Origin of the sequence: Exiguobacterium sp. AT1b (assembly GCF_000023045.1) — a bacterium.
In the GTDB taxonomy this organism is placed as follows: domain Bacteria; phylum Bacillota; class Bacilli; order Exiguobacteriales; family Exiguobacteriaceae; genus Exiguobacterium.
This window is the reverse complement of sequence record NC_012673.1, coordinates 2,699,607-2,725,864: the sequence shown is the minus strand read 5'-3', so window position 1 is coordinate 2,725,864 and position 26,258 is coordinate 2,699,607. Positions and strand designations below refer to the sequence as shown.

Below are 26,258 nucleotides of genomic sequence, written 5' to 3'. Positions count from 1 at the left end.
CCCCCCTAGTCTTCATCCGTTTTCACGTTCATCTCTTTATCCCGAAACACTTGCTGGGCGTCCTGAATTTCAACGCGGAGTTGGCTCATCTCGGCATCGAGTAAAAAGGCCGCCTCGGCTGCGCGTCTCAATCGTTCCTGCACTTCAAGAGGCATGTCGCCATCATATTTATAATTCAATGAATGCTCGATTGTGGCCCAGAAATTCATCGCAAGCGTGCGGATTTGCACTTCAACGAGCGTCGGGATTTCACCGTGAATCGTTTGGACCGGGTACTCGATGATGACATGATACGATCGATAGCCCGAGTCTTTCTGATGGGTAATGTAATTGCGTTCTTCCACTATTTTAAAATCTGTTCGACGATGTAGCAAATCCAAGACGTGAACGATATCATCGACAAATTGGCACATGATTCGTAATCCCGCTATATCCTGCATATCCGTCGCCAATTCATGGTCAGCGATATTCTTTCGTTTCGCTTTCTCGAGAATGCTCCCGACCGGCTTCACTCGACCTGTGACAAATTCAATCGGAGAATGGTCATTTTGGGACTTGAATTGCTTACGAACGGCTTTCAATTTGACTTTCAACTCGTCTACCGCGATTTGATATGGTACTAAAAACTGATCCCAGTTCACTGATTGCATACGCTGTCACCACTTTCGTTCTTTTCCGGAAAAAACGCGTCCTTTCCGTATGTATCCGTTTGTATGGTATCATAAACGAACAATTGTTCATAGAATGGAGCGATGATTCATGACCCAAGAAGTGGAAATTGAATTTAAATCAATGTTGACGAAAGACGAGTATGAGACACTCCTACGTGCCTATCAGCTTGATGACCAAGTTCGTTGGCAGGCGAATGATTATTTCGACACCCCTTCCTTTCAACTAAAAGCGAACGGGGCAGCACTTCGCATTCGCGAGAAGAAACATGGTCAAGTGCTGACGTTGAAGCAACCAAACGAGGTCGGATTGCTTGAGACACATGCCACAATTACAGAAGATGAGGCTGAGGATCTGTTTAAGTACGGAATCATTCATGACGAGCAAATGAAGCAGGCACTGGCCCCGTTCCAGCTGAATGCACCGCTCGAACATCTCGGTCGACTCGAGACGAATCGGGCAGAGTTGCAGACAGAAGACGGTCTACTCGTTTTGGACGAAAGCCATTATTTGGAGACGAGCGACTATGAAATAGAATTTGAAGTGACGAATGAAGAAGAGGGAAAACGTGCGTTCGAAGGACTTCTTGCAAAACACGGTCTCCCCTATCGTCCCGCCAAAAATAAAATCGTCCGATTCATGGAATTGAAAATGAGTCGGTTGGAAGGTTGAGCAGATACATTGCCAACCTTTTTTTTTCGTTGCTACAATGAGTTTACAAAGTTAAATGAGTTTTTTGACGAGAGGAGGCGACACAAATGGAACTTGAACAATGTAATGGGTCATCCTGTTCACTGGAAGAAACTCCTATTCAAGTAACGTATAAGCCATTGGAGTTATTCTATTTCATGGACATCTCAAGTCCTGAGAACTTTCATGTGATGACACTGATCAAAAAGTTAGAGATTGAATACGGACACGTGATTCGTTTTCGAATGGTCTCTACCGTTCCTAGCTGTGTTGGCGGATGTCAGGAAGAAGTTCGCCTTCTCACCATGATCAAAGCGCTGGAATTACAAGGGAAACGTCATGCGATGCGCTTCTTGCGTCATTTGCATGTGAATGATCTATTCTCTGGTGAACAACTTGGTTCAATCGATTTATGGGAAATCGCACGTTCTTTCGAAGAGTATGGCCTTGATTTAAGTGAACTCGAAGCCGATCTTCAATCGAACCAGCTCTTGAATGCATTGGCTGTCGACCATCAAGTGTTGAAAGATTGGGAGATTGAGTCATTGCCCGCACTCACATTCGTGACGCGCGATGAAGCATTGAAGATTGAAGGGGTTTATCCGTACGACGTCTATCAATCGGTCATGACTGAATTGTTAGGTTATGCACCGAGCCGTTCGACCGATTGGGATGTAGCCAAAGTGTTGGCACGCTATGATGCTTCGACCATCACAGAGCTATCGTACATTCTAGACTTGGAGAAGACAGTGATTGAACGCGAATTGAAGAAGCTCTCCCTACAACAGCGTTGCCGTCCTGTGCCAGGATGTAGCGGTGAAGCGTGGGCTCAAACGAAATAAAAAAGAACCCCATGGCCGGGGAGCCATGGGGTTTTTGACGTCTCAAGCGGGGACAAGAGACATCGAACCTTGAGGCCCGGGGAAGGCCTACAAGATGGGAGAAAGTTTACGGTCAATAAAGGGGTTTGTGATTGATTTCACACTTATAATATACCTAGTACAGAATCACCTGACAACCTCTTTGTGCATATTGTCACATATTGTTCACGAGAATAATAATGATTCCATTTCATCAAGAACTGCCTCGAACTGATCGAGCGCCTTCAATACCGGCTCCTTCGTCGTCATATCGACACCAGCCGCCTTCAGCACCTCAATCGGATAGTCACTAGAACCCGCCTTCAAGAAGTTATCGATATAACGACGTACGGCTGGCTCCCCTTCTTCCATGATCTGTTGTGACAGTGCAGCAGATGCCGAAATCCCTGTCGCATATTGATAGACGTAGTAGTTGTAATAGAAGTGTGGGATGCGCGCCCACTCATATGAAATCTCTTCATCGATGACAATCTCGTCTCCGAAATAGCGTTTGTTCAACTCGAGGTAAGTTTCATTTAAGTACTCCGGAGTGAGCGATACGCCTTCTTGAGCAGCTTGATGAATCATGTGTTCGAATTCAGCGAACATCGTTTGACGGAACAATGTTCCACGGAACGTTTCAAGCTGATTGTTCAGCAAGTAGAGACGCTCCTCTTTCGCTGTTCTCGTTTTCAACAAATGGTCGTTTAACAAAGCTTCGTTCGTCGTCGATGCCACTTCTGCAACGAAGATTGAGTAATCTCCATACGGATATGGTTGCGATGTGCGTGTGTAATGACTATGCACCGAGTGTCCGAACTCGTGTGCGAGCGTGAACAAGTTATTGACGTTATCTTGCCAGTTCATGAGGATGAACGGTTGCGTATCGTATGCTCCCGAGGAGTAAGCACCGCTACGCTTACCACGCGTCTCTCGCACGTCGACCCAACGCGATTCGAGACCGTCTTTGACAATTTGGACGTACTCTTCTCCGAGTGGTGCCAAACCATCTACCATCCATTGTTTCGCTTCCTCATATGACACTTTCATCTCGACATCTTTGACGAGCGGTGTGTAGAGGTCATACATATGCAACTCATCTAAGCCAAGCGCTCGCTTACGTAACGCGACATAACGATGTAACAAGTCGAGTCGTTCGTTCACTGCTTCTACGAGGCCATCGTATACAGACTCCGGAATCGCATTATGGTGGAGTGCGGACTGTCTTGCACTTTCAAACTTACGCACAGTCGCATAGAAGTTATCTTTCTTCACACTTCCTGACAGTGTTGAGGCGAACGTATTCAAATATTGCGCGTACGTCCCGTACATCGCTTTAAATGCCCCTTCGCGAACGCTTCGGTCAGCCGATTCAAGGAACGTGATATATCGACCGTGCGTCAACTCGACTTCTTCCCCTTTTTCGTTTTTCACTTTCGGGAATTTCAAATCCGCGTTGTTGAGCATACCGAACGTCGAGCTCGATTGACCGAGCACATCTCCCGCTTGAGCCAAAATGGCTTCTTCTGCCTCTGTCAATACGTGCGGACGCTCAAGTGCCAACTCATCGAATGCATGACGATAAACGCGAAGTGACTCATTCTGCTCCATAAATGCTTCAATCTGATTCTCATCAATCGAAAGCAACTCAGGTGTCATAAACGCGAGTTGCGCTGAAACTTGAGAAGCAAGTGAGCCGGCACGATCATTCAATGCTTGATAATGGCTATTCGCCGTGTCTTCGTCATAGCGCATGTGCGCATACGTATATAGCTTATGTAACTGACGTGAGAGATCGTCCCGAAGTTGCAACGCTTCGTATAACGTCTCCGCCGACTCTCCAAGGCGTCCTTTAAATCCAATCAATGCCGGCACTTTCTCTTTTAACGCTTGAAAATCCGATTCCCAAGCCTCGTCATTGCTGTAGATGGTCTCTAAGTTCCATGTTTCTTCCACTGGAACTTGTTGTCTAGTCAATACCTCTGACATACGTCCACTTCCTTTTCGATGATTAAGTCGATTGTAAGATCAATCGCTGAAGTCCTTGAAACAAACGTGTATCGTGATGTCTGGCCTCCTCGTAATGCTTCGGATGCGGCCATGACCTGACATCACAGGATAGACGACTCGCATTCAAGAGTTGTTTCCATTGTACATGAAATGACTGGGAAAAGTCGCTTGTCGGTGTCACCCCAAATTGTCGACAAGTTTTTTGAATACTCCATTCCACGGAATCGTGAGGTGACTCGTAGCGATTCAAATAAAGAACGGTTTGAAAATCAATCGGATGCACACGAATTCCCCAAAGCGATGATAGCGGAAGGTAACAGGCGGTCGGTAATAATGCGGGTAACAGACCAAGTGGATAGAGCCGATTCAATATGAGCCGTCGATTTAACGGATATGGATAAAGAGGCGACATACGCTTACGACGAATCATCTCTGTCCATTCAAAAGCATCGAACCGGTAGTAAGCTTCGTACGGTGACGTGTTCACGGAAGATGAGGTTTCCCAGCTTCCGATTCCATACTTAATCGAAATCGGAAATCCATTGAAGCGTAACAATCTCCCATTTTTCACCGTCAACAACCGATGTCTCTGAAACAGTTCTAGACGCATCCATGGTTGAAACGATTGATTGCTTCTCAAATCGAGACCGCTCGCGATCCAAATGACATCAAGCCCCGCTCGTCGATAATCAATCGTTCGCTCGGCGTATTCTTCCGGTCGCAAGGGAGATGCCTGAATTTCGAACACGGTGTGCTGCCCGTCCATGTTCGTGAGTACGTCAGCTCGACGATTCTTGATCGTTACCTCCTGCTCGACTGGATAGCCTTTCTCTTGAAGCCACTGGCACACCGCCCATTTATCCTGATGGTGCGTGACCGATTCAGCCCTCCCACAGGTGTGGATATGCGCAAAATGCAGCCGTCGCTTCACACCTTGCTTTACAATCAATACTTCCTGACAAGTCGGACATCGAAAAGGAGCAAGTTGCTCTGCTTGCATCCGATTTAATGTAAAGGAATCAATGATATCCCCTTCCCGATCGATTGCAAACCGCATCTTGCTCCCTCCTCATAGCAATGGTGAAAACATTCTAGCTAATGATTCAACGAGTTTGATAAAGAATGACCGTTTCGCGAACTCTTCTAATACGAGTTCGTGAGACCCTTCGAAATCATCATATAAGTCTTGTTTCAGCTGATGGACCGAATTCGTGTTATATAGGAGCGCATTGACCTCGAAGTTCAAATGAAAGCTCCGAAAATCCATGTTCGCCGTCCCGATCGTGGCTAATCCATCATCCACCACGATGACTTTTGAATGCATAAATCCCTTTTCATATAGATAAATCTTCACCCCGGCGAGTAACAGTTCTTCGTAATAGGACCGACTCGCGTAGAACACGATTTTATGGTCCGGATAACTCGGTAAGACGATGCGGACATCGATTCCTGATAATGACGCCGTCTTCAAGGCACTCATAATGTCCTCATCTGGAATCAAGTAAGGTGACGAAATGTAGACAGATTTTTTCGCAGCATTGATGAGTGAAAAGTAAATGGACTTCATCGTCTCATACGGTTCATCCGGTCCACTTGCAACGATTTGGACCCCTCCGCTCGCACTTCTTACCGTTTCAAGCGGCTCTAGATAGAACGGTGTGAACAGGCGTTCCCCGGTCATGTAATACCAATCTTGCAAGAAAATCAATTGCAGTTCAGATACCCCTTCCCCTCTGACATACAGATGGGTGTCGCGCCAAAACCCGAACTTAGAGTGCTCACCCAAGTATTCATCGCCTACATTCAAGCCACCTGTGAATGCCTCCGTACCATCGATGACCACGATTTTTCGGTGGTTTCGATAGTTCGTCTTACTTGAAACGAGCGGCAATACTACTGGAAAGAATGCCTGGACTTGGACACCGGCTTGCTTCATCTCTTCAAAGAACGTGCCGCTCGTATGAATGGACCCGACGGCATCATATAAAAATCGGACTTCGACCCCCGCCTTCGCTTTTTCGATCAAGATCCGCTGTATTTCCCGAGAAATGCGATCTTCCCGGAAAATATAATACTCTAGATGGATGTGTCGGGACGCTCCTTTCAGAGCCGGCAATAACTTCGAAAACTTTTCACGGCCGTTCGTCAAGATTTGCGTATACGTATTCGATGAGACCGGTAACTGGTTCAACGAAGAAGTCAAATGCATCAGCTTCTCGTAATCGTCGTGGGCGAACATGAGGGACGGCGACAACGTCATCGCTTTCTGACGATAGGCCAAGTACGTCTCTTCATCAAGCATCGCTTTTTCTTTGAACATACGTTTACGGCGATAGTTCTGACCGAATACAAAGTATGCGAATAATCCGATGACTGGAAAACCAATCATGACAATTGCCCAAATGAGCGTACGTTGTGGATTTCGATTTTCAAGTAAGATGACGAGCAATATGCTGAACGTTGTCAAAAAGACGAGAATCGAGAACAATCCGATTACTTGTGAGCTCCAGTAATACGATAATATCGCAATGAGTCCTGCGAGCAAAATGAGGGAAAAGAGTACTTGTATGCGTCGCAACATATTATAAGCTGACCTCGTTTCTGTCATGTATTATCATTAATTATACATCGTAACATCATCTTTTTGAGGGGAGCGAATAAATTATGGGGACTTTTCTAATCACCGGTGCGACAAGTGGGATTGGTCGCGCCGTCGCTTTGCAGTTGACTGGTAAGGGGCACCGTGTCATCGGGATTGGTCGGGACGAAACGAGAGGTGCCGCCCTCGAGTCTGATTCAAATGGACAAGCCACATTTATTCGATGTGACCTTGCTTCTACAGAGGACATCGATCATCTTTTCGCTCAGTTAAAAGAGCAAGGTGTGACCTTGAACGGATTATTCAATAACGCTGCCACATTCGGCAGACCGGGCACCCCTGAGCGTTTGACACATGAGTCGTATACTGAGGTGTTCGAGGTCAACCTGTATGCACTGAACACCGTCACACAGCGCGCCATTCCCTTGTTTGACCAAGGAGCGAGTGTTGTCAACAATGCCGCCATCGTCGGGCACGTCAAGTTCCCTCCGATGCTCGCGCACTATGCCGCTTCAAAAGCGGCCGTAGTGGCCTTAACCAAAACGTTCGCGCACCGAATGAAAGGAAAAGTAAGATTCAATGCCGTTTGTTTCGGACCGATTGATACACCTCTCAGTCACAAGCTATACGGCGGGGAAGCGAAGTTTAAAGAGGCGATGACCCATCATTTCCGGGGACATGCCGCCCTCCCTGAGGAAGTAGCACCGGTCGTCGAATTTTTGTTGACGGATGCCTCAACGTATATTAACGGTCAAGCCATCACGGTCGATGGCGGGTATACATTGTCTTGAACAGCGACCACCTCTTCTTTTGAACAGGTGGTTGCTACTCATGTCGCCATCTTTTTAGCCCGATTGATCTTATTATGCAAATAGTTCTGTTCTTTCACATGAAGACGATCCCAATCAATCACATCCACAAAATATTGAACCATGTCCTCAAAGGTCGAATCGAGCGTTTCATGCGCTTGGAGGCGTGCCATTCGAATCGCTTCAAACACAGACCCCATCACGAAGATATCTCGGCTGGCATAGGTCTGCATCGGTGATAATGATTCAAATAGAATCGTCTCAAGCGTTTTTCGCTTCACATGCCAGTCGCACTTCCCGTTCGAATACAGAAAATCACCATCCGATAATTCACAAAGCTCTCGTAAAATATCCCCGATGTAATGAATCGCATGAATTGCGGTGTTCGGATCGTTGATTCCTGGAGAAATTCCACGTAGCGCAATCTCACTCAATTTTTCAATCGCAAATGACGGGTCTTGCATCGAAGAACGCACTTCCCCAATCTCAAACAACTCGATATCCGGTGCGTCCTCGCCTTTCCAAAACCCGAGTAAATCACCTTTGGCAACGAAATCCCCGACGGCAACGACGGACTCAAAGTCCGTTTCATGATCCCCTTGTTTCTCTCTTAAAAACAATCGGATGTACCCCGTTTGCGGAGCTCGTACCGCTTGACCTTCCAATGAATGGACAGATCGAGGCAAGACGAGATGAACCTCATCCGACTCAATCGCATCTTTTTGCTCACTGATGACAGAGAGCGCTTCTTTATGTAACTCGGATAAAAGACGTTCCGCTTGAATCGAAACACTGACCGTCTGGATGAACTTGACGAATGCCCAGATTGAACCAATGACTAAGAGCACACTGATCCCAGACGACAATACGACGCCTTCATCTGCCGTACGGACGAGGAATAAGTTCGAAATTCCATAAACCGTCGTCATGATGAAAAGACCGAGCGTATGCTTGGCCGACGTGTTCGTCAAAAAGTTGTTGATCGTCCGAGGAGAAAACTGAGAGGAATACGTCGTCAACACGACCAAAATCGTGGAAAAGCTGAACGTCATCATCGTCATCAGGCTCGTAAATGTCGAAGACAACACAGACGCCGCTGAGTCCAGGTCTAAATAAATAAATTCAGGTAATAAATCTCGGAAAAACTCCCCAAACACTTGAGTGAATGCCGTTAGTACGATGCCACCCATTCCATATAAAAATGGGACAAACCATGCGCTGTCATCAAGTAGTAATCGAATTCGTCTCACCATACCAACACCTCTTTACCGTCGATTTGAAAAAATCGCCTGTCCAACTGAACAGGCGATGTACCATTAAAAATAGTGACGCACTTTCGCAAAGACGTCGCCATCGAGAATGAGTTTCCCATACTCTTCAAGCATCGGTTGCGTCTGTGTACTGAATGTTAAATACTCTGCTAAAAGACTGAGTGCATTCTCTTCGTCTTCCGGTTCCATTTCATCCGGGAAATCAATCCACAAGTAGTAACGGTCTTGATAGTGATATAGTTTCAAATCAAGATCGCTGAACATGTCTCCTGTACGTTTACTCAGCGAAATGATTGCCTCGAAATCATTTGTTTCCATCGCGAGTGGTGCCCAAGCATCTGCCTCGGCTTCAAGTTCATCCAACTCACTCAATTGGTCGAGTACCGATTGTTGATCCCGTGCCTCATCGATTGCTGATCGAAGAAGCGAACCGAGTTCAGAATCGTCTTCCGTGTCCATTACATTTTTCGCGATTGTCACAGTCACTTCTAGACCTTTTTCAAAAGCTTGTACTTGAATCCATAGTGGACCATCAAACGAGATGTCTTCACGTTCGTGAGCCTCGTCCATCATTTGCCAGAACAGCTGCTCGCCACGTTCTCGGTTGTACCAAATTTCATCACGAGCAAAACCACGTTTTTCGATATCCACGTATGTGATGAAAAATTTGACGGTATTATCATTGATGCGCTCAATTTTCACGATTGTCCACTCCCTTCTCACCTCGCTCCCAATTCACATAAGGAGGAGAGGGGAAATTGTCTTGTTATCTTTGTACCCTTTTTAACATCGTTCAATCTAGATGAAGGGTTATAACTTTATTTTATAGGAAATAATCGATAATAAAAAGCACACTGCTTAAACAGTATGCTCTCATTCATTCACAAGGCGTTGGGCTTCCTGTAATTGGAACGTCCGAACTTTACGTGGCAAGAATCGACGAATCTCATCTTCGTTATATCCGACCTGTAAACGTTTCTCATCAATGAGGATCGGACGACGTAAAAGCCCTGGATATTCTTGAATCAAATCGTAAAGCTGTTGAAGAGATAGCGCATCAACAGACACATCGATTTTAGAGAAGACTTTCGAGCGAGTCGAAATGATTTCATCCGTCCCGTCTTCCGTCATACGTAAAATTTGTTTAATCTCATTCAATGAGAGCGGTTCTGAAAATATATTTCGTTCTGTAAACGGGATATCATGTTCTTCGAGCCAAGCCCGTGCCTTTCGGCAAGATGTACAGCTTGGAGACGTATAAAGTGTGACCATTTTTCTTCCTCCCTGATCGAGTATGCGTCCATCTTTTTAAGTGACTCTATTTGTATACCCAAATTCGCATCCACTTAATTATAGTAATTCTTATTTATCAAAACTTCAATGATATTCTTTATCAATCAGATATGAAAAGAGGGCGCATTCGTTGAATGCGACCTTGAACGACCTAACTTAAGACGCAGGGATTCGAGAAACCGGTTGAGACACCGTCTCTTTCCCTGGCTTGACTTGTAAGTCTTTCAACTTTTTCTTCAATACTTCTTTCAAAAGTCTCTTTTTCTCTCGCAGAACTTTGTCACGTTCTTTCATGGCCTCTCACCCCCATACAGCGTAAGGAACCGACCGAGCATTACCGATTCTGAAAATCTTGAAGTTGCACTATATCTACATTTAAATTATAGCACACTCGTTTGTGAAATGTGAATCATTCTTACGCGTTCATCTCATATTTACATCAATATCGTTTGCAATGACTTGAAGAAACCTGTATAGTTTATAGAAATAACCTTTTTATTTTTAAGGAGGAGAGCGATGATGAGAATCACTTTAGAAACGATTATGAAACATCCGGTTACCCAAAAATATTTAACTCGATCCGGCTTAAAACATGCGGTCGACGTCTGTGAACGCGCTCTCGAAATGGCAACGAAACGTGGTCTTGATACAGATTTGGCGACGAAAGCTGCGCTTCTTCATGATATCGGACACTATGAATGGTATACAGAAGGTAAATGGAATTATGATTTGTATCGTCAGAACGATATCCATGCGATCAAAGGGGCTGAACGGGCTCATAAACTATTAATTCGATTAGGGGAAGATCCAGCCCGGGCAAAAGAGATTTCTGTCATGATTCTGTTGCACACGGATTCCTATTTACCACCGAGTCGTATCCAACGGACCCCACTGCAACAACTCGTCCATGATGCGGACACGTATGTGGAGCAGCCAGGCGGTCTTCATCATTATGAAACAATGGAAATTGAAGATGCGCTAGCTCGCGTCCGTCAAATCGATGCCATCGTCGAGCGTCTTGCTAATTTACCACGCATCTCAAACGGATAATCAGTCACCTACTTTAATAGGTGATTTTTTTGTGCAAAAAAATCCTGACTCAATAAATGAGTCAGGATTGATTTTGTTACACGAGTTGCGCTTTATACGCTTCGTACTCTTCGTCTGTGAGCGAGACATAGTGTCCTGGCTCAACTTCGCGAAGTGGCGGGATGCTTGAATCTTCATCTGAACGTCCAACTGGACCTTTTGATGTTGACTCGTATACGATGCGCTTACGTGTACGTTCATGCTCCGGGTCCGGAAGCGGAATCGCTGAAAGGAGCGATTTCGTGTATGCATGAATTGGGTTCTCGTAAAGGCGATCTGCTGTCGCAAGCTCTACGAGGTGACCTTGATACATAACACCGATACGGTCAGAGATGTATTTAACCATCGACAAGTCGTGAGCGATGAACAAATACGTCAAATCGCGATCGCGTTGCAATTCTTTCATCAAGTTGACGACCTGCGCTTGAATCGAAACGTCAAGTGCTGAGATCGGCTCATCGGCGATGATGAAGTCCGGTTCAACCGCAAGGGCACGGGCAATCCCGATACGCTGACGCTGACCACCCGAGAATTCGTGTGGGTAACGGCTTGCGTGCTCTTTCGTCAAACCGACTGTTTCAAGAAGGTCATATACGCGGTTCATGCGGTCTTCTTTCGTCTTCGCAAGACCATGAATATCGATTCCTTCTGCGATGATATCGGCGACCGTCATACGCGGATTGAGCGAGGCGTATGGATCTTGGAAAATCATCTGCATCGCACGGTTGAATTTCAACTTGTCTGCTTTTGATTTTTTATCGTGGACGTTTTCGCCTTTGAACACAACATCGCCATCCGTCGCATCGTAGAGACCGATAATTGTACGTCCTGTCGTTGACTTACCGCAACCAGACTCACCTACGAGCCCAAGCACTTCACCTTTGTAAATATCGAATGAGATTCCGTCGACCGCTTTGACAACACGGCCACGACCAATTTTAAAGTGCTGCTTCAGGTTTTTTACCTCGAGTAATTTCTCGCGTTCCATTATTCAGCACCACCTTTCGTAAACGATTTTGCGAACGCACTGTCTGGACGATATTTGAGAGCGAGTTCACGAATCGCACGTGGCGGATTAACCGCTGGTGCTTGTGGGTGTAACAACCAACTTGAAGCAAAGTGTGTATCACTTACTTGGAACATCGGTGGCTCTTTCTCAAAATCAATCTTCATTGCGTATGGATTACGCGGTGCGAACGCATCCCCTTTTGGAGGATCGAGCAAGTTCGGAGGCGTACCTGGGATTGCCGGTAACGCTTCATTGCGGTCATCCGTCGGACGCGGCATCGAACCGAGAAGCCCCCATGTGTATGGGTGACGTGGTTCATAGAAAATTTCATCAACCGTTCCTTTTTCAACGAGACGTCCTGCATACATAACAGCAACACGGTCAGCCATGTTCGCAACAACGCCAAGGTCGTGCGTGATGAAAATAATCGCAGTGCCAGTCTTTTGCTGAATATCTTTTAACAGTTCAAGAATCTGCGCTTGAATTGTTACGTCAAGTGCTGTGGTCGGTTCATCGGCAATCAACACTTTCGGGTTACATGCGAGTGCAATCGCAATAACGATCCGTTGACGCATCCCACCAGAAAGTTGGTGTGGATACTGTTTCAAACGTGCTTCAGGGTTTGGAATCCCTACAAGTGTCAACAATTCGAGCGTACGTTTCTTCGCATCCTCACCCGTTAACCCTTGGTGCTGTTTCAACCCTTCAGCGATTTGCTTATAAATCGTCATCGTCGGGTTGAGTGACGTCATCGGGTCTTGGAAAATCATTGCGATGTCGCGACCACGAATTTTTAACATTTCTTTTTCCGAAAGCTTCGCCAAGTCTTTTCCTTCGAACATGATTTCTCCGTTCGTGATCTCACCTGGAGGGTTCGGAATGAGACGCATAATCGCCTTCGAAGTAACGGATTTACCTGAACCCGACTCTCCTACGATGGCGAGCGTCTCGCCTTTTTTCAAATCAAACGAAACACCACGAACAGCTTGAACTGTTCCTGCATATGTGTGGAACGAGACCTCTAAGTCTCGGACTGATAAAATCGTTTCCATGCACGAGTCCCCCTCTTTCTTTTTTATTTACGCATTTTCGGATCGAACGCATCACGCAAACCGTCAGCAAGCAAGTTGAAGCTGACCATGAGCAAGACGATGATGACAGACGGGATAATAAGAAGGAACGGGAAAGTCCGTAGTTCTTTGTATCCATCGTTGATCAACGTACCAAGTGATGCCTGTGGTGGTTGAAGCCCGATCCCGATAAAGCTGAGGAATGCCTCGAAGAAGATGGCAGATGGAATCGTGAACATGAGCGTGATGATAATCGCGCCTAATGTGTTTGGAATCAAGTGTTTGAAAATCAAACGCGTACTAGATGCACCCAATGTGCGAGCTGCCAAGACGAACTCTTGGTTTTTAAGCTTGAGAATCTGACCACGAACGAGTCGACTCATCCCGATCCAACCGGTGATGGCCATGGCAAGGATGATGGTGAAGACACCCGGGTCAAAGATCAAGATGAACAGGATGATCAAAATCAAGTTTGGTACACCTGTCAAGATTTCAACAATACGTTGCATGATGTTATCGGTACGACCACCGAAGTAAGCCGAGATTCCACCGTATGCGACACCAATAATTGTATCGATGATGGCAGCGACGAACCCGATGAAGAGAGAAATACGTGTCCCTTCCCAAATACGTGACCAAAGATCACGACCGAGATAATCTGTACCGAACCAGAAGTTTTCTTCTACATTCTTCTGCTCATAGAAGTCGATTTCACGACCGCCAAGTGTTGCCAATCCATCAAATCCAGCCCATTCAAGTCCTGTGACTTTAGGTGGAAGCTTCGCTTGCGAGATGTTTTGTTCATATGCATCTCGGCTTGAGAGCATCGGGCCAAATAAAGCGAGAGCGACAAGAATTAAAATGATAGACAGCGAGATGATGGCTGCTTTGTTTTTCTTTAAACGCATCCATGCATCTTGCCAGAAGTTTAAACTTTTCCCAGCGATTCGCTCGCCAAGCTGTTCATTCATTTCAACTGGTGTGAACATGTCTTGGTCGAACTGTTCGTAATTCTTTTTGTTTTCAATCATCAGTTATTCCCCCCAAGACGAATACGTGGATCCACAACCCCATAGAGCAAGTCGACAAGCAAAATGATAATAATGAATAAGCCTGAGAAGAACAATGTCGTTCCCATGATGACAGAATAGTCGTTCAACGTAATCGACGTAACGAACAACTCACCAAGACCAGGTACCGCAAAGATTTTTTCGATGACGAACGTACCCGTTAAGAGTCCTGCTGTCATCGGTCCGAGAATCGTGATGGCAGGAATCATGGCGTTACGGACCATGTGTTTCCATACAATCGCGTTACCCGTCAACCCTTTGGCTTTTGCGAGCGTGACATAATCTTGTCCGGTGACTTCAAGCATCTCCGTTCGGACGAAACGGGCAATGGCTGCCGTTACCCCTAGCGATAGTGAGATGGTTGGTAAAATCGTATGAGCTGGCGTTTCCCAGAATGCGACCGGGAGTAACTGTAATTTAACTCCAACATAGTACTGAAGGAGGGCTGCAAAAACGAACGATGGGACGGAAATCCCGATTACCGATACGAACATTGAACCATAGTCAATGACCGTATTGTGACGAATCGCCGCGACAACACCTAACAATACACCTAGAAAAGTTCCGAGAACCAGTGCTTGGAGCCCTAGTTGTGCCGAAGGACCGATACGTTCCATAATCAACTCAGTTACTGGACGGTTGGCTGTACGGAATGATACGCCAAGATCACCTTGCAACATGTTTCCGATGTACGTAGCATAGCGGACCGGAAGCGGATCATTGAGTCCGTAGCGGTCATTCAACAATTGAATTTGTGATTCTGTCAGTTTTTCCTGGTTCTGATACGGCGAACCTGGGAGCAGGTCCATCAGGAAGAACGTGAACGTGGCAATCAAGAAGAACGTGATGAGGCCGTAAGTCAGCCGTTGTAGGATATAACGTCCCATGAATAAAAACCCCCTGTTTTTTTCTGATTCTTTCTACTACTTGCACCAACAGCTTTACTATGACATATGACCCATTTTTCAAATTCACAAAATGAAAGGAATTTTCTGAAAGATAAGTGTAGACGTCATCTCAAGGCTCTTAGTACAGCGGCTGAAAACAAAGAATACTCGTTTCAGAGATTATTCTGAATTTTCACTGTTACTACATTATACTTTACCAACAAAACATTTGAACAGTGTTTTCTCTTACTTCATTAGAATTTTTTAGAAAATTGGGGACATGCGTTAAGCATGCCCCCTCCTTCCATCACTTAATATCAACGTATTTGTACTGGTAATCAGCACCGAATAATTGACGGTTAAAGTTTTCGATATTTGGACGGATCAAGTATGCCACACCTGCTTGGTAGATTGGCATGATTGCTTGATCTTGTTCAATCAAGAGAGCTTCTGCTTCTTTGAATAAGTCATAACGTGCATCGATGCTCGTTTCAGCAGATGCCTCATCAATCAACTTGTCATACTCAGATGATGAGTAGTTGATGTCGTTTTGTCCATTCTCTGAAGTGAAGATACCAAGGTTTGTAAGCGGATCTTGGTAGTCAGGTCCCCAAAGTGCGAATGACATTTGGTAGTCCCCTTTTGCTTCACGCTCAAGTTTGTTGTTGAAAGGTTGTTGTGCGATCTCAACCGTTACGTTCGGTAAGTTCGACTCTATTTGACCTTTCATGTACTCAGAGATTTGTTTCGATACTTCGCTATCGAACGAGAGGAGTTCGATTGTAGTCGCTTCTCCACCAGTTGCCTCTTCCCAGAGTGAAGCAGCTTCGTCAGCGTTTGTTTTGAAGTATTCCACGCCTTCTGTGTAATCCGTTCCGTCTTCATACTTGATGAAGTCTTTCGGGATGAATGACGTTGTCGCTACTGAACCGTTGTTCAAGAGCTGATCGATGATTCCTGATGGATCAACTGCGCGTGCGATTGCTTTACGTGCGTTTACATCAGAGAAAATCTCATCTTCATGGTTAAATTTGAAATAACCGATTGCAGAACGAAGACCCGTGTTGTAGTCCTCATCTTCTTGGAATGCTGCGACTTGTTCTGATGCGAGACCAGCGTAGTCAACATCGCCCGCTTCATACAAGTTTACGACTGTAGATGTTTCTTTAACAACACGAACGTCAACCGCTTCGAGGGCCACGTTCTCTTTATCCCAATACGTGTCGTTTTTAGTTAAGACGTAACCTTGCTCGCGGTCCCATTCAGTCCATGTGAACGGTCCGTTGTAGAGAAGGTTTTCAGGGCTAGTTGAGAAATCTTTCCCTTTTTCAGTGGCGAATGCTTCGTTGATCGGAGTGAATGTACCGAACGAAGTAAGTGAAAGGAATGATGGGTCTGGACGCTCGAGTGTAACTTCGAGTGTCTTCTCATCGATTGCTTTAACACCGAGCTCTTCTTTTGGTGTGTCACCAGTGTTGATTGCTTCAGCGTTTTTAATTGTGTTCATGATATATGCGTACTGTGAACCTGTTGCAGGATCGACAGCTCGCTGCCAAGCATAAACGAAGTCATTAGCTGTGACCGGTTCCCCGTTTGACCATTCAGCATCACGAAGTGTGAACGTGTAAACCGTCTCGTCTTCGTTTACTTCTGGTTCGCCTTCAGCAAGTGCCGGTACTGCATTTCCATCTTTATCAAGACGGTAAAGACCTTCCATTGTGTTGGCGATCAAGTTGAATGCGACCGCGTCTGTAGCAAGAGCCGGATCGGCTGTTGTGATATCTGACGTATCCGTCAAACGAAGAACTTTTTCTCCGTTTGAAGAAGAACCGCCGCCATCAGAGTCTCCGCCTGTTGAACAAGCCGCGAGAACTGAACCGAGTGCCAAGATGATCGTCATCATGAGCAAAATCGATTTTTTCTTCATTGCGATTTCCCCTTTCATTTTGAAAAGCTAGCCGATCGCCGAATAAACATCTTACTTTTTCTTTAATTTTCTGAATATTTCATAAAGTATTCGACGAAAGAACGTTAGGGCTATTGTAAGAAATTTTTAATGAAACTGTCAACTATTGAATGAACCGCTATCATTCGACATCATTTTCTTACTCGCTTTATGCCCTACGTTCCTAGTATCATAGAAGAAACACGGAATGTTGACACATTTCTTTTATCGATTGAAAGGAGATTACATCGTTGAAAAAGTTTCGAAATATATTTTTTGTTTGGGGAATTGTCACACTTCTCTATACCGTTTGGTCGATTTTCTCTTATTTCCGAAGTGAATCTTTCACGTTTCACTTAAGTGGTGGCTTATTTGTATCAGGTATACTCCTCTTTGCCATCGGGATGTTCTCCCATATGAGTGCATCCGGTCTATTTGACGGAATCATGTACGGGTTTAAACGCAATCGACGCGCAAGGTTGAAGGAAATTGATGCCGATTACGAAGAGGATGAGGAAGAGGACCCGGAAGATCGGCAGCTTCGTAAACATTCAGCGTGGAACTGGGTATATGTCGGTGTCGTGAGTATCGCTCTTTCCTTCCTCGTCGCATTGATTTAATCTTTTCGTCACTTGAATCCTGTGCTAAACTAAATGCAGAATAAGAACATTTGGATGAAGACAAGTAATTCAACTATCCTTTTCCCCAGAGAGTCTACGGTGCTGCGAGTAGATGAAAAGTTTTTGAATGAATGGACTTCGGAGTGGCTCGCTTGAACAACAGTATGGCGAGACGGCTCACGCCCGTTAACGCGTTCAAGTGGCATATGATATGCAAATTTGGGTGGCACCGCGGTTATTCGTCCCGATTTATTCGGGAGGACGACTGCGGTTTTTTATATTCTTCGGAGGTGTATACACATGGCAACGATTTTTTCAGGAATCAAACCGACCGGCGTCGTGACGCTCGGGAACTACTTAGGCGCAATGAAGCAATTCGTCGATCTTCAAGATGACAACAATGCGTATTATTGTATCGTCGATTTACATTCGATTACCGTTCAACTCGATCGTGTCGAGTTAATGAACAACACGCGAAAGTTGGCGGCACTCTACTTGGCTTCTGGTCTCGACCCAGAAAAAGCGACGATTTTTGTTCAGTCTGAAGTGAAGGCGCACGCTCAACTCGGTTGGATGTTAACTTGTATCGCCGGCATGGGTGAGCTCGGCCGGATGACGCAGTATAAAGACAAGTCGCAAGGTAGTGAGAACGTTGGCGCAGGGCTGTTCGTTTACCCGACGCTCATGGCATCTGACATCTTGTTATACAATACGGAACTCGTTCCAGTCGGAGACGACCAAAAGCAACACATCGAGTTGACTCGTGATTTGGCGGAACGCTTTAACAAACGATATTATGAGACATTCACAATCCCAGAGCCACTCATTCAAAAAGAAGGCGCACGGATCATGTCTCTCACGAATCCCGTGAAGAAGATGTCGAAATCGGATACGAATGCCAAAGGATATATCTCGATGCTCGACGAGCCGAATGTCATCCGTAAGAAGATTAAGAGTGCCGTCACAGACTCGAGTGGTGTCATCTCGTTCGACCGGGAGAACAAACCGGGGATTTCGAACTTGTTAGAAATTTACTCGCTTTCGACGGGGACCCCAATCGATGATCTCGTCAAACAATATGAGAACTCGAACTATGGGACGTTCAAACAAGATGTGGCTGAAGCGGTTGTTGCTCTACTTGAACCAATTCAAGCTCGTTATCACGAATTGATCGATTCTCCAGAACTCGATGAAATTCTTGATGCCGGTCGTGCGAAAGCTGAAGCCGTCGCAAATAAGAATCTCGCGAAGATTGAAAAAGCGATGGGTCTCAGTCGTAAGCGCGCCAAAGTGAAAAAATAAGATTGTTGTGAAAGAACTCTCCATGTGAGAGTTCTTTTTTGTATAAAAAAATGTACATAAAAAGAGAAACAGGCGTCCCTGTCTCTCTTCGTAAGATGATTTGATTATTCTTTGCCTTCGATTGAAGCCCACTTGTAAGAGTAGTCCGCACCGAATGCATGCTCAACGATGTCCTTAACATAAGGTTTCGTGAGGCGAGCCGATCCACGTTGGTAAACTGGCGAGATTGCGTTCTCTTCAAGAACGATTTTCTCCGCAGCTTGAAGGTCAGCCCAACGCTGTTCAGCATCTGTGCTTGATTTCGCAGATTCAATCAACTTATCGAATTCTTCGTTCGACCACTTACCACGGTTGTATGGTCCGTCAGTTACGAAGAGGTCAACGAATGTCATTGGATCTTGGTAGTCAGGTCCCCATCCAGCGAATGTGAACTCGAACTCACCTTTGTTCTCAAGGTCAAGTTTGTTGTTGAACGGTTGTTGCTTGATTGATACCGAAATGCCTGGAAGGTTCTTCTCAAGTTCACCTTTGATGAACTCACCGATTTGCTTCGCAGACTCTGAGTCATAGTTGAGGAGCTCAAGCTCAACTTTGTCTGTTCCGAGCTCTTTAAGCCCTTCTTCCCAAAGTTTTTGAGCTTCTTCCACATTGTATCCACCGATATCGCCGTTCGCTTCACGGAAATCTTTGCCGTCAGGACCTGTTACGAAATCTTTTGGTACGAGGTAGTTCGCAGGAATCGAACCGTTCGCAAGAAGCGTCTCTGAGATTGCTGCTTTATCATACGCTTTGTCAATCGCGTTACGGATTTTTTGGTTGTTAAGTTCTTCCACAGCTGTGTTGAACTGGAGGTAGAAGAGTGTTGGTTCAACGACAGTTGAGAACTCTTCGCTGTCTTGATATTGGGCTACGAGCTCAGAAGTCAAGCCTGTGCGGTCAACGTCACCGTTTTCATACAAGTTAACACCCGTTGAAACTTCTTTAACGACTTTAACGTTGATTTCTTCAAGTTTAACTGTGTCAGCATCCCAATAGTCTTCGTTCTTGACCATCTTCCAGCCTTGCTCGCGCTCCCAGCTGTCGAGTTTGAACGGTCCGTTGTAGAGAGTCGTCTCTGCAGATGTACCGAAGTTCTCACCTTGCTCTGTATCGAATGACTCGAGTTTTGGCATGAATACGCCGAAGCTAGTCAATCCGAGGAAGTAGTCAGCTGGTGCAGTCAATTTAACTTCAAGAGTTTGATCGTCGATTGCTTTAACGCCTACAGCATCGCGCTCGCCTTCACCTGTGTTGTACGCTTCTGCGCCTTCGATGATTGACATAACGTATGCATATTGTGATGCGTTATCTGGGTTGAGTACTTCTTTCCAAGCGTATTCGAAGTCGTTCGCTGTGACAGGCTCCCCGTTTGACCAAGTCGCGCCTTCACGGATTTTGAACGTGTACGTTTTCCCGTCTTCTGAAACTTCGTGAGATTCAGCCATCCCCGGAGTCGGGTTGTCTTCTTCGTCCATGCGGTAGAGACCTTCGTTAACGTTGTTCAACACGTTGAACGATACAGCATCTGTTGCGAGTGTCGGGTTAAGTGAAGGAATATCTGAAGAATCGAGCAAGTTGAGGACTTGCGCTTCATCTGCTGAACCTTCGTTTGTTGATCCTTGTGAAGAATCCGTTTCTTCCCCTGTCGAACATGCAGCTAGGAATGCACTAGATAGAAGTGTAACCGATGATGCTAAAGCAAAACCTTTTTTCTTATTCATTGCGATGACCCCCTGATTTTTTCGTTTTAACGAAGTGAATGATGGTAGAAAATTCAGTCATTTCTTCTGACAGTATTTGTTACCAAAATCCCGTTGATGCAATAATACAATATTCTGATAATTTTGCAAAGTGTTTATTTTGATTTTTCTAAAAAATTTTATCCATAGTCAAAAAGCCCGCCTACAGTGGCGGGCTTTTAGCTCAATTTTCGTATTTTTTTGCAAAGGTTAGGACATATGAAGGACCGGTGACCGGATATCCGATATGGTCGTAACCTTTTTCGATCACATAAGAGCGTCCAGCTTGATAGATTGGCATAACAACAGCCTCTTCTAACAGCTGTGCCTCCGCTTCTCGGAAGATTTCATTTCGTTCTTCCAACCGATCCGTTGAGCGAGCCTGATCCATCAATTGATCATACGATTCGCTGGCATATCGACTCGAATTGAGGACATCGTTTGTTTCAAATTGAGTCAAATAGGCGGATAACATCGGATAGTCCGGTTGCCAGCCTGATAATGAAAATGCATAATCCCCTGAGACTTCTTTCCTAACTTTTTCTCCTAGGGGGAGTTCGATGACGTTAACGGTCAAACCATCCAACTGTTCCAAATTCTTCTTTAATTTTGTGGAGATTTGACGCGCTTCATCATCGACAAAGCTGAGCAACTCGATTTCGATTTCATCTTTCTTCAGACGTTTCTTCACGGTGTCAAACAATTGGTCGGCGTTTCCTTCCAATTGTGCAATCGCAGCTTTTTGGTCGATGACGAGTAATCGTTCTGTCGTCTGTTCTGCTCGTGCGAGTGAATCTTCGATTTCCGTCCGATCAAGCGTCAATGCGATGGCTTGTCGAAACGCTACATCATTAAACGGCGCTTTTTCAACATTCGGCTTCAAATAAAAGACTCCGCTCCGTGGAACGTCCCGTACAGTCAATCCTTCTTGATCAATCGTGGAGACGTCAAAATCGTAAGGGACGGGTTGCATCCCTGTCGCTTCTGACAAGTTCGGTTCACTCTTGATGGTAATCGTTTCGAGTGTGACCTGTTCAGCTTCTCGGTACGTTTCATTTTTATGTAACGAGATGGTCGTATCTTCGATTGCCTTGATTTTAAATGGACCGTTTGTCTCTAGCTCATCCCATTCTTTCACCTTTGGTTGAGGTAAAAATGCGGGCATCGCTAAAATTTGTTCGAACCCTTCCATCGGACGGACTAGAGTCAGCTCGAGCGTCCGGTCATCGATTGCCTTGACCCCTAGCGTATCCGGTTCTTGTTGACCAAGCCCGATTTCTTTTGCAGATTGAACATCTGCGAGTAAGAAGCTGAACGGTGAATTCGTATCAACGTCCACGAGTTTTTGGAAGTGATCGACGAACGTTTGCGCGTCAATCGCATTTCCTTCTGTCGTCACACTCTCTTTTAATGTGAATGTATAGACCGTCCCATCTTCGGATCGCTCTAACTTCTCGACGAGCGCCGGTTCGATGGACCCGTCTGCTCCGAATCGATACAGTCCTTCATATAGATGGGATAGGATCGTTTGAGATGATGGATCAATTGCTAGCATGACATCCGGCTGAGTCGGAAGCGACTCCCCGTAAATCGTCAATTGTTGTTCTTCGACTGGCACTAGTTCGCGTGACTGCTCTCGTTGTTCGTTCCAAACAAATAAAAAAAGGATAAGGACTGAACCTAACAAGGCGGCCACGATGAATGATTTCTTTTTCATTCGTTGCACTCCTTTCTGTTAGACCAACCCTTATACCCTAACCTTTTTTGAATGATTTTTCTACCGTCAGTTCGTCACTTTTGCAAATGCGAGTGTCGCATTGTGGCCCCCGAAGCCGAGTGAGTTACTGAGTGCATAACGAATGTCAAGTTCCCGATTTCCTTCACGTACATAATCTAAATCACAATCTGCAGCTGGTGATTCGCAGTTAATCGTTGGATGAATCTTGCCTTCATGAATCGAAAGTGCTGTGATGACGGCCTCGACGCCACCTGCACCACCGAGAAGGTGACCGATCATCGATTTTGAGGAGTTGACGGCGAGCTTATCAGCGTGTTCCCCGAACACACGACGAATCGCTTTCGTCTCGAGCATATCGTTGAGTGGTGTACTCGTTCCGTGCGCGTTGATGTATTGAACATCTTCTGGCGTGATTCCGGCGTCTCGAATCGCCTCACTCATCGCTTTCGATCCGCCCTCTGCTTCAGGGGATGGTGCTGTGATATGGTAAGCATCCGAACTCATCCCATATCCGACAACTTCAGCATACATTTTCGCACCACGTGCTTTCGCATGTTCATACTCCTCCAAGACGAGCACCCCGGCTCCTTCACCCATGACGAATCCGTCACGGTTTTCATCGAACGGACGGCACGCCGTGTTCGGGTCCGGATTCGTTGAAAGTGCTTTGTTCGAACAGAATCCTGCGAACGAGAGTGGTGTGATTGGCGCTTCCGCTCCACCTGCGAACATGGCGATCGCATCGCCACGTTGAATGACACGGAACGCTTCCCCGATGGAGTTCGTTCCTGACGCACAAGCCGTCACGGAACAGTTGCTCGGTCCCTTTGCTCCAAGATAGATGGATACTTGTCCGCTCGCCATGTTCGGAATCATCATCGGAATGAAGAACGGGCTGACGCGACGTGGTCCACGGTCATGCAAGATGGCCGACTGTTTGTCAATCGTCTCGACGCCACCAATCCCGCTCCCAATCCAAATCCCGACATCGTCCGCGATGGCTTTCACGTCGAGTCCGCTATCCTTGTGGGCAGCGTCTGCCGCAAGTAAAGAATATTGGATGAAGGAGTCCATCTTACGTGCTTCCTTCGGTTCGACTAAATGATCGATATTCCATTCCTTCACTTCCGCCCCGACCTTAGCCGGATATTGACTGATGTCAATCTTCGTCAACGTATCAATCGCGTTATCCCCTTTTAACAGGCGATCCCACATTGTTGAGACATCGTTTCCTAATGGTGATACGACTCCTAATCCTGTCACTACTACTCGTTTCATAAATGATTCCCCTCCGTAATGGTTGCGTGATTCCATGTCAGACAGCTAGCCCCCCAGGTGAGTCCGGCACCAAACCCTGCGATGACGACCGTTTGTCCATCTTGGATTTTGCCAGACTTGACCGCTTCGGCCAAAGCGAGTGGAATGGAAGCTGCTGATGTATTCGCATGGTCTTGAATGGTCATGACCACTTTCTCTTCTTCTAAGTGTAACCGTTCCATCGCAGCGTCGATGATTCGACGGTTCGCCTGGTGTGGAACGAGGACGTCAAGATCTTCCAACGTCTTGTCTGCTTTGTCTAGCGCTTCAAGCACGATTTCGGGCATCTTCCGAACGGCAAACTTGAAGACTTCGCGACCGTTCATGACGATTTTACCTTCTTCATTTTCATACAGATGTTTACCACCTGTCCCGTCACTTCCGAGCACAAGTGAGTCAATTGAAGCAATCTCGTCTTCCCCGAGCACGACAGCCCCTGCTCCGTCCCCAAAGAGGACAGCCGTCGATCGGTCATCCCAATCAATCAGACTTCCCATCTTCTCTGCGCCAATGACGAGCGTCTTTTTCAATCCTTTTGAATCCATGAGACTCTTCGCAGTGTCCATCGCGAAGATGAAACCGCTACATGCCGCGCTCACATCGAAGGCGACAGCGGCTTTCGCGCCAAGATTGGCCTGCACCACACATGCAGTTGCCGGGAAGGCTGGCGCCGTTGCTGTCGCACAGACGATTGCTTCAATCTCATCGATTGAGACGCCCGCGCTCTGTAACGCCCGTTCAGCGGCACGTGTCGCCATATCCGCGACCGTCACATCACCTTCAGCCAAATGACGTGCCTCGATGCCTGTACGAGTACGAATCCACTCATCGCTCGTATCCATTCGTTTTTCTAAATCGATATTTGTCACCCGATTGTCCGGTAAGAACGATCCGATGCCGATGATTCCAATATTCATATCGTCGACCCCTATTCTTAGTATCTGGTACTAATATAAGGGAATAAAAAGAGGATGTCAATGCATCCTCCTCGTGTAGACTGGATTAAGCTTGTTCTAAACGCTTCGTGACAGCCATGACCATCTTCGCAGAATTGATCGATGCTGTCTCCAAGAACTCATCAAACGACAGATTCGCTTCTTCGTCCGCACTGTCTGAAATCGAGCGTGTGACGACGAACGGGACACCAAACTGATAGCACGTTTGGGCGATCGGGGCAGCCTCCATCTCGACGGCTGCGACGCCATCGAAATGACCGAGGATGTCCGCCACGCGTTTCGAATCGTTGATGAACGAATCTCCTGTCACAATCAATCCCTGGTGCACGTTCACGTCCGGCAAGTTTTCAATGACATCTTTACAGACGCTGACGAGCTTGGCATCCGCCTCATACGCCGGCGGCATGCCTGGTACTTGTCCGTACTCATATCCGAATGCCGTCACGTCGACATCGTGGTGACGAACTTCCGTCGAGACGACGACGTCTCCGACTTTCATCCCCTTTTTAAAACCGCCGGCAGATCCTGTGTTGATGACGACGTCCGGTTTGAACTTATCAATCAAAAGTGTCGTGCCGATGGCTGCATTGACCTTCCCGATGCCTGACTTCAAGATGACGACTTGCATGTTGCCAAGATAGCCCTCATAAAAATGATAGTTCGCGATTTCAGTGTCTACTCGTTCTGTCAACTCGTTCCGAAGTAAATTCACTTCTTCTTCCATCGCGCCGATGATGCCTACTTTCATTCCGTTTCCTCCTCAGAAAGAGAGCGACTTCCAGATAGGAGGTCGCTCAACAATTTATTTGATTTCTTTAATTTCGACGACCATGTCGCCACCTGGTGTTTGCACCGTGACCACATCACCAATCGTACGACCAAGAAGTGCCTTGGCGATCGGTGATTCGTTCGAGATTTTCCCTGTGAACGGGTCTGCCTCAGCTCCACCAACGATTGTATACGTCTCGTCTTCATTATCTTCTTGGATGAAGAACGTTACCGTCTTCCCGATTGAGACAACCGAGTTATCGCCTGCATCATCTTGAATGATGACCGCGTTACGGAGCATCTCTTCTAATTGTGCGATGCGTCCTTCGACCATCGCTTGTTCTTCTTTCGCCGCGTCATATTCCGCGTTCTCTGACAAGTCACCGAAGTCACGAGCAATCTTAATATTTTCAACGACTTCTTTACGGCGGACCGTCTTCAGTTCGTTTAATTCATGTTCGATCTTCGCTTTTCCGTCTAACGTCATATAGTGTTGTTTTTCAGCCAT

Annotated in this window: 25 protein-coding genes and 1 other annotated feature; of the genes, 6 read left to right on the top strand and 19 right to left on the bottom strand. The window is 46.2% G+C overall.

Annotated features, from left to right (window positions below):
• Window positions 1-5 precede the first annotated feature (5 nt).
• Window positions 6-650, bottom strand: coding sequence for a GTP pyrophosphokinase family protein (locus EAT1B_RS14070; protein ID WP_015881226.1), 645 nt, complete (start codon window positions 648-650; stop codon window positions 6-8).
• A 109-nt stretch (window positions 651-759) separates the two neighbouring features.
• On the opposite strand from EAT1B_RS14070, the gene EAT1B_RS14065 reads away from it, so the two are divergent.
• Window positions 760-1,341, top strand: coding sequence for a CYTH domain-containing protein (locus EAT1B_RS14065; RefSeq protein WP_015881225.1), 582 nt, complete (start codon window positions 760-762; stop codon window positions 1,339-1,341).
• Window positions 1,342-1,427: 86 nt separating this feature from the next.
• Entirely contained in the window at window positions 1,428-2,201 is a 774-nt protein-coding gene (locus tag EAT1B_RS14060) for a DsbA family protein (RefSeq protein WP_015881224.1), read from the top strand.
• A gap of 204 nt (window positions 2,202-2,405) precedes the next feature.
• Here the strand turns inward: EAT1B_RS14060 and pepF are convergent, their stop codons facing one another.
• Genes pepF through cls form a run of 3 tightly spaced genes read right to left on the bottom strand, consistent with a single transcriptional unit; the run spans window position 2,406 to window position 6,810 of the window.
• Entirely contained in the window at window positions 2,406-4,208 is a 1,803-nt protein-coding gene (gene pepF, locus EAT1B_RS14055) for an oligoendopeptidase F (RefSeq protein ID WP_015881223.1), read from the bottom strand.
• Between the two features lie 22 nt (window positions 4,209-4,230).
• Window positions 4,231-5,286 carry a competence protein CoiA gene (locus EAT1B_RS14050; RefSeq protein ID WP_015881222.1) on the bottom strand — a complete coding sequence of 352 codons (1,056 nt, stop codon included), beginning with the start codon at window positions 5,284-5,286 and terminating at the stop codon, window positions 4,231-4,233.
• 12 nt (window positions 5,287-5,298) lie between these two features.
• Window positions 5,299-6,810, bottom strand: a complete 1,512-nt coding sequence (cls, locus tag EAT1B_RS14045) for a cardiolipin synthase (RefSeq protein WP_015881221.1) — start codon at window positions 6,808-6,810, stop codon at window positions 5,299-5,301.
• 83 nt (window positions 6,811-6,893) lie between these two features.
• On the opposite strand from cls, the gene EAT1B_RS14040 reads away from it, so the two are divergent.
• The gene (locus EAT1B_RS14040) at window positions 6,894-7,619 is read left to right on the top strand and encodes an SDR family NAD(P)-dependent oxidoreductase (protein ID WP_015881220.1); all 726 of its coding nucleotides are present in this window, start codon (window positions 6,894-6,896) and stop codon (window positions 7,617-7,619) included.
• A gap of 38 nt (window positions 7,620-7,657) precedes the next feature.
• On the opposite strand, the gene EAT1B_RS14035 is transcribed toward EAT1B_RS14040, so the two are convergent.
• From EAT1B_RS14035 to EAT1B_RS16045, 4 genes are all read right to left on the bottom strand, one after another.
• The gene (locus EAT1B_RS14035) at window positions 7,658-8,890 is read right to left on the bottom strand and encodes a DUF2254 domain-containing protein (RefSeq protein ID WP_015881219.1); all 1,233 of its coding nucleotides are present in this window, start codon (window positions 8,888-8,890) and stop codon (window positions 7,658-7,660) included.
• A 63-nt stretch (window positions 8,891-8,953) separates the two neighbouring features.
• Window positions 8,954-9,610: an adaptor protein MecA gene (gene mecA, locus EAT1B_RS14030; RefSeq protein ID WP_015881218.1), complete on the bottom strand. Its 657-nt coding sequence runs from the start codon at window positions 9,608-9,610 to the stop codon at window positions 8,954-8,956.
• 171 nt (window positions 9,611-9,781) lie between these two features.
• Window positions 9,782-10,180: a transcriptional regulator SpxA gene (gene spxA, locus EAT1B_RS14025; protein ID WP_015881217.1), complete on the bottom strand. Its 399-nt coding sequence runs from the start codon at window positions 10,178-10,180 to the stop codon at window positions 9,782-9,784.
• 177 nt (window positions 10,181-10,357) lie between these two features.
• The gene (locus EAT1B_RS16045; RefSeq protein ID WP_015881216.1) at window positions 10,358-10,495 is read right to left on the bottom strand and encodes a hypothetical protein; all 138 of its coding nucleotides are present in this window, start codon (window positions 10,493-10,495) and stop codon (window positions 10,358-10,360) included.
• Between the two features lie 222 nt (window positions 10,496-10,717).
• Between EAT1B_RS16045 and EAT1B_RS14020 the strand changes: the two genes are divergently transcribed.
• A complete protein-coding gene (locus tag EAT1B_RS14020) occupies window positions 10,718-11,251 on the top strand; it encodes an HD domain-containing protein (protein WP_015881215.1) in 534 nt (177 codons plus the stop codon).
• A 76-nt stretch (window positions 11,252-11,327) separates the two neighbouring features.
• Here EAT1B_RS14020 and EAT1B_RS14015 read toward each other — a convergent pair whose 3' ends face one another.
• The 5 genes from EAT1B_RS14015 to EAT1B_RS13995 all read right to left on the bottom strand — a co-directional run bounded on the left by EAT1B_RS14015 (window position 11,328) and on the right by EAT1B_RS13995 (window position 17,253).
• On the bottom strand, window positions 11,328-12,278 hold the full coding sequence (locus EAT1B_RS14015) for an ABC transporter ATP-binding protein (RefSeq protein ID WP_015881214.1): 951 nt from the start codon (window positions 12,276-12,278) through the stop codon (window positions 11,328-11,330).
• Window positions 12,278-13,351, bottom strand: a complete 1,074-nt coding sequence (locus EAT1B_RS14010; protein WP_015881213.1) for an ABC transporter ATP-binding protein — start codon at window positions 13,349-13,351, stop codon at window positions 12,278-12,280. Before EAT1B_RS14010 ends, EAT1B_RS14015 begins: the two co-directional genes overlap by 1 nt.
• A 23-nt stretch (window positions 13,352-13,374) precedes the next feature.
• Entirely contained in the window at window positions 13,375-14,400 is a 1,026-nt protein-coding gene (gene opp3C / locus EAT1B_RS14005; protein WP_015881212.1) for an oligopeptide ABC transporter permease, read from the bottom strand.
• Window positions 14,400-15,326: an oligopeptide ABC transporter permease gene (gene opp3b, locus EAT1B_RS14000; RefSeq protein ID WP_015881211.1), complete on the bottom strand. Its 927-nt coding sequence runs from the start codon at window positions 15,324-15,326 to the stop codon at window positions 14,400-14,402. The genes opp3C and opp3b overlap by 1 nt, the downstream gene beginning before the upstream one ends.
• A gap of 307 nt (window positions 15,327-15,633) precedes the next feature.
• A complete protein-coding gene (locus EAT1B_RS13995; RefSeq protein ID WP_015881210.1) occupies window positions 15,634-17,253 on the bottom strand; it encodes a peptide ABC transporter substrate-binding protein in 1,620 nt (539 codons plus the stop codon).
• Window positions 17,254-17,522: 269 nt separating this feature from the next.
• Here EAT1B_RS13995 and EAT1B_RS13990 point away from each other — a divergent pair, with 269 nt between their 5' ends.
• On the top strand, window positions 17,523-17,891 hold the full coding sequence (locus EAT1B_RS13990; protein ID WP_015881209.1) for a DUF3899 domain-containing protein: 369 nt from the start codon (window positions 17,523-17,525) through the stop codon (window positions 17,889-17,891).
• A 42-nt stretch (window positions 17,892-17,933) separates the two neighbouring features.
• Window positions 17,934-18,141: a binding site (T-box leader), on the top strand.
• A 50-nt stretch (window positions 18,142-18,191) separates the two neighbouring features.
• A complete protein-coding gene (gene trpS / locus EAT1B_RS13985) occupies window positions 18,192-19,193 on the top strand; it encodes a tryptophan--tRNA ligase (protein WP_015881208.1) in 1,002 nt (333 codons plus the stop codon).
• 104 nt (window positions 19,194-19,297) lie between these two features.
• Here the strand turns inward: trpS and EAT1B_RS13980 are convergent, their stop codons facing one another.
• The 6 genes from EAT1B_RS13980 to greA form a co-directional block, all read right to left on the bottom strand.
• On the bottom strand, window positions 19,298-20,953 hold the full coding sequence (locus tag EAT1B_RS13980; RefSeq protein ID WP_015881207.1) for a peptide ABC transporter substrate-binding protein: 1,656 nt from the start codon (window positions 20,951-20,953) through the stop codon (window positions 19,298-19,300).
• A 202-nt stretch (window positions 20,954-21,155) separates the two neighbouring features.
• Entirely contained in the window at window positions 21,156-22,688 is a 1,533-nt protein-coding gene (locus tag EAT1B_RS13975; RefSeq protein WP_015881206.1) for a peptide ABC transporter substrate-binding protein, read from the bottom strand.
• Between the two features lie 66 nt (window positions 22,689-22,754).
• Window positions 22,755-23,987 carry a beta-ketoacyl-ACP synthase II gene (gene fabF, locus EAT1B_RS13970; RefSeq protein ID WP_015881205.1) on the bottom strand — a complete coding sequence of 411 codons (1,233 nt, stop codon included), beginning with the start codon at window positions 23,985-23,987 and terminating at the stop codon, window positions 22,755-22,757.
• Window positions 23,984-24,943 carry a beta-ketoacyl-ACP synthase III gene (locus EAT1B_RS13965; RefSeq protein ID WP_015881204.1) on the bottom strand — a complete coding sequence of 320 codons (960 nt, stop codon included), beginning with the start codon at window positions 24,941-24,943 and terminating at the stop codon, window positions 23,984-23,986. Before EAT1B_RS13965 ends, fabF begins: the two co-directional genes overlap by 4 nt.
• An 85-nt stretch (window positions 24,944-25,028) precedes the next feature.
• The gene (mtnN, locus tag EAT1B_RS13960) at window positions 25,029-25,730 is read right to left on the bottom strand and encodes a 5'-methylthioadenosine/S-adenosylhomocysteine nucleosidase (RefSeq protein WP_015881203.1); all 702 of its coding nucleotides are present in this window, start codon (window positions 25,728-25,730) and stop codon (window positions 25,029-25,031) included.
• Window positions 25,731-25,784: 54 nt separating this feature from the next.
• Window positions 25,785-26,258 carry a transcription elongation factor GreA gene (gene greA, locus EAT1B_RS13955; RefSeq protein ID WP_015881202.1) on the bottom strand — a complete coding sequence of 158 codons (474 nt, stop codon included), beginning with the start codon at window positions 26,256-26,258 and terminating at the stop codon, window positions 25,785-25,787.

What these genes read in the sequence shown, in the direction of transcription:
- EAT1B_RS14070 (WP_015881226.1), bottom strand. Translation starts at nt 650, where the DNA reads ATGCAATCAGTGAACTGGGATCAGTTTTTAGTACCATATCAAATCGCG.
- EAT1B_RS14065 (WP_015881225.1), top strand. Translation starts at nt 760, where the DNA reads ATGACCCAAGAAGTGGAAATTGAATTTAAATCAATGTTGACGAAAGAC.
- EAT1B_RS14060 (WP_015881224.1), top strand. Translation starts at nt 1,428, where the DNA reads ATGGAACTTGAACAATGTAATGGGTCATCCTGTTCACTGGAAGAAACT.
- pepF (WP_015881223.1), bottom strand. Translation starts at nt 4,208, where the DNA reads ATGTCAGAGGTATTGACTAGACAACAAGTTCCAGTGGAAGAAACATGG.
- EAT1B_RS14050 (WP_015881222.1), bottom strand. Translation starts at nt 5,286, where the DNA reads ATGCGGTTTGCAATCGATCGGGAAGGGGATATCATTGATTCCTTTACA.
- cls (WP_015881221.1), bottom strand. Translation starts at nt 6,810, where the DNA reads ATGTTGCGACGCATACAAGTACTCTTTTCCCTCATTTTGCTCGCAGGA.
- EAT1B_RS14040 (WP_015881220.1), top strand. Translation starts at nt 6,894, where the DNA reads ATGGGGACTTTTCTAATCACCGGTGCGACAAGTGGGATTGGTCGCGCC.
- EAT1B_RS14035 (WP_015881219.1), bottom strand. Translation starts at nt 8,890, where the DNA reads ATGGTGAGACGAATTCGATTACTACTTGATGACAGCGCATGGTTTGTC.
- spxA (WP_015881217.1), bottom strand. Translation starts at nt 10,180, where the DNA reads ATGGTCACACTTTATACGTCTCCAAGCTGTACATCTTGCCGAAAGGCA.
- EAT1B_RS16045 (WP_015881216.1), bottom strand. Translation starts at nt 10,495, where the DNA reads ATGAAAGAACGTGACAAAGTTCTGCGAGAGAAAAAGAGACTTTTGAAA.
- EAT1B_RS14020 (WP_015881215.1), top strand. Translation starts at nt 10,718, where the DNA reads ATGATGAGAATCACTTTAGAAACGATTATGAAACATCCGGTTACCCAA.
- EAT1B_RS14015 (WP_015881214.1), bottom strand. Translation starts at nt 12,278, where the DNA reads ATGGAACGCGAGAAATTACTCGAGGTAAAAAACCTGAAGCAGCACTTT.
- EAT1B_RS14010 (WP_015881213.1), bottom strand. Translation starts at nt 13,351, where the DNA reads ATGGAAACGATTTTATCAGTCCGAGACTTAGAGGTCTCGTTCCACACA.
- opp3C (WP_015881212.1), bottom strand. Translation starts at nt 14,400, where the DNA reads ATGATTGAAAACAAAAAGAATTACGAACAGTTCGACCAAGACATGTTC.
- opp3b (WP_015881211.1), bottom strand. Translation starts at nt 15,326, where the DNA reads ATGGGACGTTATATCCTACAACGGCTGACTTACGGCCTCATCACGTTC.
- EAT1B_RS13995 (WP_015881210.1), bottom strand. Translation starts at nt 17,253, where the DNA reads ATGAAGAAAAAATCGATTTTGCTCATGATGACGATCATCTTGGCACTC.
- trpS (WP_015881208.1), top strand. Translation starts at nt 18,192, where the DNA reads ATGGCAACGATTTTTTCAGGAATCAAACCGACCGGCGTCGTGACGCTC.
- EAT1B_RS13980 (WP_015881207.1), bottom strand. Translation starts at nt 20,953, where the DNA reads ATGAATAAGAAAAAAGGTTTTGCTTTAGCATCATCGGTTACACTTCTA.
- EAT1B_RS13975 (WP_015881206.1), bottom strand. Translation starts at nt 22,688, where the DNA reads ATGAAAAAGAAATCATTCATCGTGGCCGCCTTGTTAGGTTCAGTCCTT.
- fabF (WP_015881205.1), bottom strand. Translation starts at nt 23,987, where the DNA reads ATGAAACGAGTAGTAGTGACAGGATTAGGAGTCGTATCACCATTAGGA.
- EAT1B_RS13965 (WP_015881204.1), bottom strand. Translation starts at nt 24,943, where the DNA reads ATGAATATTGGAATCATCGGCATCGGATCGTTCTTACCGGACAATCGG.
- mtnN (WP_015881203.1), bottom strand. Translation starts at nt 25,730, where the DNA reads ATGAAAGTAGGCATCATCGGCGCGATGGAAGAAGAAGTGAATTTACTT.
- greA (WP_015881202.1), bottom strand. Translation starts at nt 26,258, where the DNA reads ATGGCTGAAAAACAACACTATATGACGTTAGACGGAAAAGCGAAGATC.